Source organism: Xanthomonas sp. SHU 308, assembly GCF_000364645.1.
Classification (GTDB): Bacteria; Pseudomonadota; Gammaproteobacteria; order Xanthomonadales; family Xanthomonadaceae; genus Xanthomonas_A; species Xanthomonas_A sontii.
This window is the reverse complement of sequence record NZ_AQOK01000181.1, coordinates 1-9,563: the sequence shown is the minus strand read 5'-3', so window position 1 is coordinate 9,563 and position 9,563 is coordinate 1. Positions and strand designations below refer to the sequence as shown.

11 protein-coding genes are annotated in these 9,563 nt (G+C 70.5%); 2 read left to right on the top strand and 9 right to left on the bottom strand.

Annotation, left to right across the window (positions count from 1 at the left end; translation table 11 throughout):
• Positions 1-184: 184 nt before the first annotated feature.
• Positions 185-739: a lysophospholipid acyltransferase family protein gene (locus D588_RS0107280; RefSeq protein ID WP_017915508.1), complete on the bottom strand. Its 555-nt coding sequence runs from the start codon at positions 737-739 to the stop codon at positions 185-187.
• A gap of 51 nt (positions 740-790) precedes the next feature.
• Positions 791-1,222, bottom strand: a complete 432-nt coding sequence (gene arfB, locus D588_RS0107275; protein ID WP_017907723.1) for an alternative ribosome rescue aminoacyl-tRNA hydrolase ArfB — start codon at positions 1,220-1,222, stop codon at positions 791-793.
• A 161-nt stretch (positions 1,223-1,383) separates the two neighbouring features.
• Between arfB and D588_RS0107270 the strand changes: the two genes are divergently transcribed.
• On the top strand, positions 1,384-1,908 hold the full coding sequence (locus tag D588_RS0107270) for a DUF2059 domain-containing protein (protein ID WP_017915507.1): 525 nt from the start codon (positions 1,384-1,386) through the stop codon (positions 1,906-1,908).
• Positions 1,909-2,078: 170 nt separating this feature from the next.
• Here the strand turns inward: D588_RS0107270 and D588_RS24230 are convergent, their stop codons facing one another.
• The 7 genes from D588_RS24230 to oleC all read right to left on the bottom strand — a co-directional run bounded on the left by D588_RS24230 (position 2,079) and on the right by oleC (position 9,222).
• Positions 2,079-2,882 carry a pseudouridine synthase gene (locus tag D588_RS24230; RefSeq protein WP_017915506.1) on the bottom strand — a complete coding sequence of 268 codons (804 nt, stop codon included), beginning with the start codon at positions 2,880-2,882 and terminating at the stop codon, positions 2,079-2,081.
• A 178-nt stretch (positions 2,883-3,060) separates the two neighbouring features.
• Complete coding sequence (locus D588_RS0107260) at positions 3,061-3,636, bottom strand: class I SAM-dependent methyltransferase (RefSeq protein WP_198526737.1); 576 nt, start codon at positions 3,634-3,636, stop codon at positions 3,061-3,063.
• A gap of 26 nt (positions 3,637-3,662) precedes the next feature.
• On the bottom strand, positions 3,663-5,321 hold the full coding sequence (ubiB, locus tag D588_RS0107255) for a ubiquinone biosynthesis regulatory protein kinase UbiB (RefSeq protein ID WP_017915504.1): 1,659 nt from the start codon (positions 5,319-5,321) through the stop codon (positions 3,663-3,665).
• Complete coding sequence (locus tag D588_RS0107250) at positions 5,318-5,959, bottom strand: SCP2 sterol-binding domain-containing protein (RefSeq protein ID WP_017911448.1); 642 nt, start codon at positions 5,957-5,959, stop codon at positions 5,318-5,320. Before D588_RS0107250 ends, ubiB begins: the two co-directional genes overlap by 4 nt.
• A gap of 268 nt (positions 5,960-6,227) precedes the next feature.
• Positions 6,228-6,386 carry a DUF1328 domain-containing protein gene (locus tag D588_RS26505; protein ID WP_003468167.1) on the bottom strand — a complete coding sequence of 53 codons (159 nt, stop codon included), beginning with the start codon at positions 6,384-6,386 and terminating at the stop codon, positions 6,228-6,230.
• Positions 6,387-6,449: 63 nt separating this feature from the next.
• The gene (gene oleD / locus D588_RS0107240) at positions 6,450-7,460 is read right to left on the bottom strand and encodes a 2-alkyl-3-oxoalkanoate reductase (protein WP_017915503.1); all 1,011 of its coding nucleotides are present in this window, start codon (positions 7,458-7,460) and stop codon (positions 6,450-6,452) included.
• 100 nt (positions 7,461-7,560) lie between these two features.
• Positions 7,561-9,222: an olefin beta-lactone synthetase gene (oleC, locus tag D588_RS0107235; protein WP_017915502.1), complete on the bottom strand. Its 1,662-nt coding sequence runs from the start codon at positions 9,220-9,222 to the stop codon at positions 7,561-7,563.
• A 145-nt stretch (positions 9,223-9,367) separates the two neighbouring features.
• On the opposite strand from oleC, the gene D588_RS0107230 reads away from it, so the two are divergent.
• The coding region (locus tag D588_RS0107230; RefSeq protein WP_026143469.1) for a YkgJ family cysteine cluster protein at positions 9,368-9,563 on the top strand (196 nt) is incomplete at its 3' end.

Sequence of the window (9,563 nt, the reverse complement as noted above, 5' to 3'; positions counted from 1 at the left end):
GGCACAGCACTTGTGGGAGCGGCTTCAGCCGCGACGAGTGAAGACCAAAGCCACCTGGTACATTGCTGCATCGGGACTGAAGTCCCTCCCACAACAACATCCGACCCATGCGCTGCTCCTACGGCATCGGTTGGCGCCGTGGGGCAAAACGGCGGATGGCGCCGCCGTCAGCCGCCGCTGTCGCTCACAACGTATCGCGATGCTTGCCGCGCCACGGCCGGTACCATTCGCGGATCGCGGCGATGTCCGCCTGCATGTCCTCGCCGGTCCACACCACCTCGCCAAGGCCGACGGTGCGGCTGGGGTAGTCGAAGTACACCGGGAAAATCGGCACCTGCGCGCCGTGGGCGATCTTCCAGAACCCGGTCTTCCACTTCTCCACACGCTTGCGCGTGCCCTCGGGGGTGATCACGTACCACATGCGTTCGGCGCCGCGGATCAGCGCCACCGCCTGTTCGACCACGCCGCGTGGCGAGTTGCGGTCCAGCGGGATGCCGCCGAGCCTGCGCAGCAGCGGTCCCAGCGGCCACCAGAACAACTGGGTCTTGCCCAGCACGCGCACCTCGAAGCCGACCGCGAACTTGACCGCGAAGCCCAGGAACCCGTCCCAGTTGGACGAATGCGGGGCCACGATCATCACCAGCTTGGGCACGTTGGGAAACTCGCCCACGACCCGCCAGCCGGTCAGCCGCAAGGCGGTGCGGCCGAGCCAGCGCATGAAGCGGCTGGGCCTGACCATCGGCATGTTCGGGGGCGCTGCGGGCAGGCGGTAATCGCGTTCGGTCAAAAGTCACTCCCAGCGGCCGGGCGAGCGGCCGCGTTTGATCTGGCTGCGCTCGCGCTTGGCGTCCAGGCGTCGCAGCTTGGCGCCGTGCGAGGGTTTGGTGGCGATGCGCCGCTTCGGCACCGACAGCCCGGCGGCGATGAACTCGGCCAGGCGCTGGCGCGCATCGTCGCGGTTGCGGTCCTGGGTACGGAAGCGCTGCGCATCGATCACCAGCACGCCGTCGGCAGTGATGCGGCGGTCGCGCCGCGCCAACAAGCGCGCACGCAGTGGCTCCGGCAGCGACGGCGAGCCGGCCAGGTCGAAGCGCAACTCGACCGCGGTGGCGACCTTGTTGACGTTCTGCCCGCCGGCGCCGCTGGCGCGCACGAAGCGCTCGACGATTTCGTCCTCCGGAATCGTCAGGCTGCTCGAGATGTGGATGGCCCCGTTACCCATGGCGCGGATTGTAGGGTATTCGCCGGACCGCCCGGTTTCCGCGTCGGCGCCGCCTGAACGAGCCAGGGAGCGGACGCCGGCCGGTCGCACGTCCCCACGCGCGGCGGCGGCGCGGCGATTGCCGTATTCTGGCCGCCGGTCATCGTTCTGCAGGATGCTCCATGCCCCCGATTCCGCGCTTCTTCCGTTGGCCGCAGCGCCTGCTGCTGGCCTTGCTGCTGGCCCTGGCCGCCCTCCCGGCGCTGGCCGAACCGCCCACCGATGCCGACGTCAACCGCCTGCTGTCGGCCTCGCGCGCGCAGAACATGCTCGACACCATGCTGCCGCAGATCGAGGCGATGCAGCGCCAGCAGTTCGCCCAGCTCACCGCGCAGCACCCGCTCGACGCCGCCCAGCAGCAGAAGCTGCAGCAGATCCAGGAGCGTACCCAGGCCACCGTGCGCAAGGCGCTGTCGTGGCAGGAGATGCGTCCGCTCTACGTCAACCTGTACAAGCAGACCTTCTCCAAGCAGGACGTGCTAGCGATGGCCGAGTTCTACGAGAGCCCGGCCGGCCAGAGCCTGCTCGACAAGACCCCGCAGCTGATGCAGAACCTGATGGGCGCGATCCAGCAGAAGATGACCCCGCTGTTCGCCGACCTGCAGAAGGACCTGGAACAGACGGTCAACGCGCCGCCGGCCAAGTGACACAGCGCTGGCCTTGCGCGTCGTAGGAGCGGCTTCGGCCGAGACCGGGCCTACCGAGGAAGCTCGGTCGCGGCTGAAGCCGCTCCTGCACCTGGCCTACGGGGTTCTCAAGTCGGGCACGGCGTTCGATCCGAAAAGGGGCCTTGCCTGCTAGGGGGTTAAGACGGTATCTACGAGAGCCGCCAGGCTTGCAGCATCCCAGCTGACATCGCATCCACCTGCCAAGGCGCCGGATCCCAACCGAACAAGCCGAACGCCCGCACGAATTCCGCATCCAGCGGCGCCGTCACCTTGATCCGATGGCCGTCCGGGTGCGGAAACGCCAGGCGCTCGGCGTGCAGCAGCATGCGGTGCACGCTCTGCATGCGGAAGATGCGGTTGTGGCGGCCATCGCCATGGCTGGTGTCGCCGATCAGGTGATGCGAGAGGTGCTTGAGGTGGCGGCGGATCTGCCGGAAGCGCCCGGTCACTGGGCTGCAGCGGAGCAGCGCATAGCGCGAGGTGGCGAACTCGCCCGACGGCACCTGCAGTTCGCCGCAGGCCAGGCGCGCGAAGCGGGTCTGCGCCGGTTTCTTCAGCGGCTTGCCAGGGCCGCCGTCGAGGTCGTGGTCGACCTCGAAGCGGTCTTCGGCCGGCCAGCCGCGGCAGATCGCCAGGTAATCCTTGTCCACTTCGCCCCCCATCAGCGCCTTGCCCAGGACGCTGGCGGTGTCGCGGTCGAAGGCGAGCAGCAGGCAGCCGCTGGTGGCACGGTCGAGCCGGTGCACCAGGAAGATCGGCCGGCCCAACTGCGCACGCAGGCGGTCGGCGAGGAAGTCGTCCTCGCCGCGGGCGAGCTTGCTGTCGTGGACCATCAGCCTGGCAGGCTTGTCGACCACGGCCAGCAATGGGTCTTGATAGAGGATCTGCAGGGAATCGGCGTCGGTGTTCACTGCCGGATTATCCGCGCCGTGCCGCGGCGCGACAATGCGCATTGCAGGCAACGAGGCGCGCATGCAGGTGGCGCCGAGCGGCAGTGTCCGCTGCACTGAGCCATGACCTCGCTCACGACAACGGCACCCATGGCACCGATGACGACGTGGCTGCAGCTCGCGCCGACGGTTGCTTGACCCGGCGACGCACGTCGCGGGCAGGCACGCCGCCGCGCTGCGCCTACGCGTCCTTGACCGCCAGCAGTTCGCCGTTGCCGACCGGCAGCGTGGTGCAGGTGAACGCGGCATCGGCCTGCAACAGCGCGGCGAACGGCGCCATCTCCGCCGCATGCGACAGCGCATTGTCCACCACCAGCAGACCGCCCGGCCGCAGCACCCGGCGCAGCTGCGGCCACCAGTGGCAATACAGGGTGCGCTCGGCATCCAGGAACACCAGGTCGAACGCGGCCGACGCCGCGTCGGCCAGCCAGACGCCGGCATCCGTGAGGACCAGATCGATACAGCCTTCCACGCCGGCACTGGCGAAGTTGCGCTGCGCCAGCGCGATCTTGTGCGCGGCATATTCCAGCGTGGTCACGCCGCCACCCAACGCCGCCGCGGCCTCGGCCAGCCACAGCGTGGAATAGCCGTTGGACGTGCCGATCTCCAGCACCCGCCGCGCAGCCGTGGCACGCACCAGCACCGCCAGCAGTTCGCCGGTCTCCGGGGTGATATTGAGCAGGCGCTGCGCGCGCTCGGGCTGACCTGCATCGTGACGCGGACCTTCCTCACCGAGTTCGGCGCGCACCGCGTACAGGCGCGCGCGATCCAGCGCCGCCACGCTCAGCGCCGCCACCACGCCGACAGCAAGGCCGCGATGCCGGCACCACCGCTGATCCAGGCCCACAGCGACACCCCGCCCAGCTGCGGCCCGCCCGCGTCGAGCGCGTACAGCAGCGTGGCCACGGTGAGCAGGCCGACGCCGGCGATCGCCGCCACCACCCGCCGCTGCATGCGCCGCACCAGCAGGTTGAGTTCGAACAGGTCGCGCGAGCGCATCGACAGTTCGTGCCGGCCCTCGACCTGCTGGCGCAGCCAGCCGTGGATCAGCCGCGGCATGTCCGGCGCGTGGGTCATGATCTCCGGCAGGCGCTTGCGCAGTTCGTGCAGCGCGCGCTGCGGGCTGTAGCGCTCGATGAGGATGCGTTCGAGCACCGGCCGCGCCACCGCCCAGATGTCCAGTTCCGGATCGAGCTGGCGGCCGACGCCTTCGATGTTGAGCAGGGTCTTCTGCAGCAGGATCAGTTGCGGCTGCAGGGTCAGCTGGTAGCGCTGGGCCACGCGGAACAGCTTGATCAGCACCTCGGCCAGCGAGATCTGCGACAGCGGCCGGGTGAAGTACGGCTCGCACACCGAGCGCGCCGCCGCCTCCAGCTCGTCGATGCGCACGTTGGCCGGCATCCAGCCGGCCTCCACGTGCAGCTCGGCCATGCGCCGGTAATCCTTGTTGAAGATGGCCATGAAGTTCTCGGCCAGGTAGTACTGATCTTCCTGCGAGAGCTGGCCCATGATGCCGAAGTCCAGCGCGATGAAGCGCGGGTTGTCGCGGCGCGCCGGGTCGCTGTCGACCCAGATGTTGCCGGCGTGCGCATCGGCATGGAAGAAGTTGTCGCGGAACACCTGGGTGTAGAACACCCGGACGCCCTTGGCCGCCAGCGCGCGGCGGTCGATGCCGGCGGCGTCCAGCGAGGCGATGTCGTCGGAGGGGATGCCGCGCACCCGCTCCAGGGTCAGCGCGCGCTCGGCGGTGTGGGTCCAGATCACCTCGGGCACGTAGAGGTCGTCCGAATGCAGCCAGAAGCGGCGCAACACGCTGGCGTTGGCGCCCTCGCGCTGCAGGTCCAGCTCCGCGGCCAGGGTGGTCTCGATCTCGGCCACCACCTCGCGCGGGCGGATCTTGTCGGCGCGCGGATGGGTGCGCTCGACCAGCGCGGCGGCCGATTTCAGCAAGGCGATGTCGGCGTCGATCTGCCGCTCGATGTCCGGGCGCAGCACCTTGACCACCACTTCGCGGCCGTCGTCCAGCGTCGCCGCGTGCACCTGCGCGATCGAGGCCGAGGCCAGCGGCTCGGTATCGAAGGTCGCGAACGCCACCGCGATCGGCCGGCCCAGCGCCTGCTCGACGATGCGCCGCGCCGCCTCGCCGTCGAACGGGCGCACCCGGTCCTGCAGCAGGGTCAGTTCCTCGGCCACGTCCGGCGGCATCAGGTCGCGGCGGGTGGAGAGGATCTGCCCAAACTTGACGAAGATCGGCCCCAGGTCCTGCAGCGCCAGGCGCAGGCGGGCGCCGCGCGACTGTGCGGCGATGTCGGGGCTGGCGCGCGGCACGAATGGCTTGGCCAGGCGCAACCAGCGTTCGGCCGGGGTGCCGTCGAGCAGGTCGTCCAGGCGATAGCGCAGGATCACCCGGCCGATGCGGCTGGCGCGGAACATCGCCTTCATGCGCCGCGCTCCGGCTGCAGCCGCGCCACGCGCGCGGCCAGGCGTTCGATGTCGTCGCGCAGCACGTCGACGTCGTCGTAGAAGGCCTCCAGCTCGGCGCGCGCGACCACGTCGCGCGACTCCTCGGTCACGTACTCGGCCGCGCTCTGCGCCAGATCCTGCGCACTGCGCCGGGCCTGCTGCAGGGCCGAGCGCGCGGTGTTGGCCACCTGCACGCCGAGCACCTCGCCGAACACCTGCACGAACGGCCGCTGCCAGTCCGGGTCGAAGCGCGTCGCCAACTGCTGCAGGCGCCGCGCCAGTTCGGCATCGCCGGAGACCCGCACCCGCCCGCCGGGGCCGCCGGGGCGCCGCGCCTGCGCCAGGAACGGCAACTGCGCGAGCAGGCCGCCGAGGGTGCTGCGCACCGCCAGCTCCGGCTCCTGCGCCGGATCCACCGGGCCGACCCGCAGGTGCGTACCGTCGACACGGATCTGCAGCGCCAGCGCCGGCGCCTCCAGGGTCAGCGCCACGCGCTGGCCGTCGAGGTCGCGCAGGGCCTCGCCGGTTTCCGGGTCCAGCGCCAGCGCGCGATTGAGCGCCGCTTCCAGCGCGCGGCCGGCCAGGGGCTTGAGAGCATCGAGGGGGGATCCAGACATCCCCGCATTCTAGCGGCAGACACGTCGCAAGGCCGTGCGCGGGGCGAGACAGATGTCTCGCCCATGCCACCGCCAACCGCTACTGCGCCTGCGCGCCGCCCAGGTGCTTGCTCAGGAACGTCCGAACTGCGCCTAGCCTGCGCGCCGCCGCGCTTCGCTACGCGGCTACTCCGGTGGAGCCGGTACACCGCAGCGTCTACCCCAGAAACGACTTGCCCGCGACGCAGGGCGCCGCGGGCAAGTATCGACGTTGGATTGTCGCTGCGGACTACACCTTGCCGCGGCGGAACATCGAGATCACCGCCAGGATCAGGAACACCACAAACAGGATCCAGGCGATGTTGGTCGCCGCGCCGGCGATGCCGCTGAAACCGAGCACGGCGGCGATGATGGCGATCACGAAGAAGATGATGGCGTAATGCAGCATGGCAATGTCCAGAGAGTTGTCGTGCCGAATCGGCGCGGCATCATCTTCGGAAACGCGTGGTCGTCAGCGGGTGACGGACGTGTCGTGGCGCCATGACGACGCCAGCCGCTGCAGGCCCTGCTCGATCGACACCTGCGGCACGTAGCCGAAGTCGCGCCGCGCCGGCTCCATGCTGTACCAGTGCGGGGTGCACAGCTGCTCGGCGAGGAACCGCGTCAGCGGCGGCTCGCCGCGCAGGCGCAGCAGCGGCCACAGGGTCTCGCAGGCGGCACCGATGCGGTAGGCGGCCTTGAACGAGAGCGTCTTGGTCACCGTCGGCGCGCCGACCGCGGCGAGCAGCTTGTTGAGCAGCACGCGCATCGGCAACGGCTCGCCGTTGGAGATGAAGTAGGCCTTGCCGGCGCAGGGCGCGCCCACCGCCAGGTGCTCGAAGGCGTCGAAGTGCGCCTGCGCGGCGTTGTCGATGTAGGTGGAATCGACCTTGTTGTCGCCGCCGCCGACCAGACGCACGCGCCCGGCCTGCGCCCGCGCGACCAGCTTGGGCAGGATCTGGTTGTCGCCCGGCCCCCAGATCAGCCGCGGGCGCAGCGCCACCACCGCCAGTTGCGCGTCGTTGGCCGCGAGCACCATGCGCTCGGCGATCGCCTTGGTCGCCGCGTACGGCGCCTGGAAATCCTCGCCGTAGGGCACCTGGTCCGCGCCCAGGCCTTCGACCGGATGGGTGGCGCGGTGGGTCACGCTCGGTGTGGAGGTGTAAACCAAACGCGACACGCCGTGCAGGCGGCAGGCCGCCAGCACGTTCTCGGTGCCGACCACGTTGGGCTGGTAGTAGCTGTCGTAGCTGCCCCAGGCACCGGCCTTGGCGGCGTTGTGGAACACCGCATCGGCGCCGGCCAGCGCATGCTGCAGCGCCTGCGCATCGACCAGATCGCCCCGCACCTGGGCCACGCCCAAGGCCTGCAGTTCCGGGTAGTGCCCGCGGTTGTAGCTGACCACCTGGTGCCCGCGCGCGACCAGCCCGCGGCACAGCGTCTGGCCCAGGAACCCACCGCCACCGGTCACCACGATCTTCATCGCCACACTCCATGATCAGGGCGGCCATTCTGGGGCCGGCCATGCGCCGCGCCAACGGTGTCCTGCTGCGCAGGCGCGCCGGTGCACATGCTGCGCGCGCTCATTTGCGCTGTTCCGCTGCCCACAGCGCCAGCTTCTCGCGGCCGATCTTGGCGTTGTGGCGGATGTCCACCGGAAAGCCCGGGTGGCTCAGGAAATCGACGATGCCGGCCGTGTGCGCATGCGCGGCAGCGGTATCGCGCAGTCGCTGCTGCAGCGCCTGCAGTTCAGGGCCGCTCGAGAGCATGGCGCCCACTTCCAGCTCGTAGCACAGCACCGGGCGCTGCTGCCCCGGCTCGCCGATGCCGACCAGGGCGGTGCGGCCGATGCCCGGCAGCGCGTTGAAGATCGGCTCCACCTGTTCGGTGTACAGCGGCCCCTGCGCGGTTTCCACGCGCTGGGTCTTGCGCCCGCAGAACCACAGCCGGCCCTGCGCGTCGAAATAGCCGACGTCGCCCATGCGGTGCACGACGCGCTCGCTGCCGTCGTCCAGGCGTTCGCGGATCTTGGCCAGGCGCGTGGCCGCATCGCGGTTGAAATAGGTGTCGGTGGCGGTCGGCCCGGCCACGGTGATCTCGCCGACCGTGCCGGTGGGGACTTCGTGCACGCCGCTCCACTCGGGAATCGCGGCGTCGTCGATGGCGATGATGCGCACCTGGTTGGGCGGCACCACCGTGCCGACGCAGGTGCCGGCACCGCGCTCGGTCGCCGCACGCGTGTCCTGCAACTCGCGGCCCTCGATCACCGCCACCGGCAGGCACTCGGTGGCGCCGTAGGGCGTCCAGAACTGGCCGTCCTCCGGCAGCAGGCTGCGGATCCGCGCCACCACGTCCGGCGGCACCGGCGCGCCGGCCGAGGTGGCGCAGCGCACGTTGGTCAACGGCTTGCCGTAGTCGGCCAGCACCCGCATCAGCGCCGGCGAGCCGAACAGCTGGGTCACGCCGAAGCGCTGCATCGCATCGTGCAGCTTGCGCGGGTCGACCTTGGCCGGACGCGTCGGGTCCATGTCCGGGATCACCGAGGTCAGCCCCAGCGCCGGGTCGAACAGCGCGAACGGCGGGAAAGTGGGCAGGTCGATCCCGCCGGGCTGCATGTCGAAGGCATTGCGCATCAGCTCGATCTGGCCGACGAAATGCCGGTGCCGGTAGACCACGCCCTTGGGCACGCCGGTGGAGCCGCTGGTGAACAGGATCGCGGCGACGTCGTCCGCGGCCGTGTCTGCGAGCTGGCTGTCGGTGCCCTGGCCGGCGCGCTCGATCCGCGCCAGCGTGGTGCCGCCCCAGGCCCAGCGCCGGCCGACGGTGACGATCCGCTTTGCCGAGCGCGCCCAGCCGAGCAGGCGCCGCGCCAGTTGCGCCAAGGGAATGCCGATGAAGGCGTCCGGCTGCGCCTCGTCCAGGCACTGCTTGAGCGCGCGCCGGTCGATGCCCGGATCGACCAGCACCGGCACCGCGCCGGCCTTGAACAGCGCGAACATGAGCAGGAAGAACTCCGGCGACGGCCGCACCATCACCACCGTGCGGGTGCCGCGGCCGATGCCGTAGGCGCCCAGGCCGGCGGCGATGGCATCGCTGCGCGCATCCAGCTGCGCATAGCTCAGGGTCACGTCGTAGGCCGCCATGCCGCCGGGGCCGGGCCGGCCGGGGCAGCGCATGGCGATCTGGTCCGGGCGCTCGCGCGCCAGCCGCGGCAGCGTCGCCGCGATGTTGCAGGTCGTGGTCATACGCCGATTATCGCCGATGCGCCCGGCCGCAGCCGACACCCCGGCCGCGGCCGCCGCGGCTGAATGCCGGCGTGCTTGCAGCGCGCCGCGGTTCGGTCAGAATGCCGCGCCCCCCACGCTGTTCGCCGCGCAAGGCCCGGCCGCCATGTCCCATCCCTGCCTCACCTGCGGCGCCTGCTGCGCCTACTTCCGCGTCAGTTTCCACTGGAGCGAAGCCGATCCCGCGCTGGGCGGCAGGGTCCCGTTCGAGCTGACCGAACCGCTGCGCACCCATGAGCGGGTGATGCGTGGCACCTCGCAGGCGCAGCCGCGCTGCATCGCCCTGGACGCGGACATCGGCC

Bases quoted from the DNA above. Each gene is read 5' to 3' on its own strand.
- ubiB (WP_017915504.1), bottom strand. From the start codon at position 5,321: ATGAAGGCGATGTTCCGCGCCAGCCGCATCGGCCGGGTGATCCTGCGC.
- D588_RS24230 (WP_017915506.1), bottom strand. From the start codon at position 2,882: ATGCGCATTGTCGCGCCGCGGCACGGCGCGGATAATCCGGCAGTGAAC.
- D588_RS0107250 (WP_017911448.1), bottom strand. From the start codon at position 5,959: ATGTCTGGATCCCCCCTCGATGCTCTCAAGCCCCTGGCCGGCCGCGCG.
- oleC (WP_017915502.1), bottom strand. From the start codon at position 9,222: ATGACCACGACCTGCAACATCGCGGCGACGCTGCCGCGGCTGGCGCGC.
- oleD (WP_017915503.1), bottom strand. From the start codon at position 7,460: ATGAAGATCGTGGTGACCGGTGGCGGTGGGTTCCTGGGCCAGACGCTG.
- arfB (WP_017907723.1), bottom strand. From the start codon at position 1,222: ATGGGTAACGGGGCCATCCACATCTCGAGCAGCCTGACGATTCCGGAG.
- D588_RS0107280 (WP_017915508.1), bottom strand. From the start codon at position 739: ATGGTCAGGCCCAGCCGCTTCATGCGCTGGCTCGGCCGCACCGCCTTG.
- D588_RS0107270 (WP_017915507.1), top strand. From the start codon at position 1,384: ATGCCCCCGATTCCGCGCTTCTTCCGTTGGCCGCAGCGCCTGCTGCTG.
- D588_RS26505 (WP_003468167.1), bottom strand. From the start codon at position 6,386: ATGCTGCATTACGCCATCATCTTCTTCGTGATCGCCATCATCGCCGCC.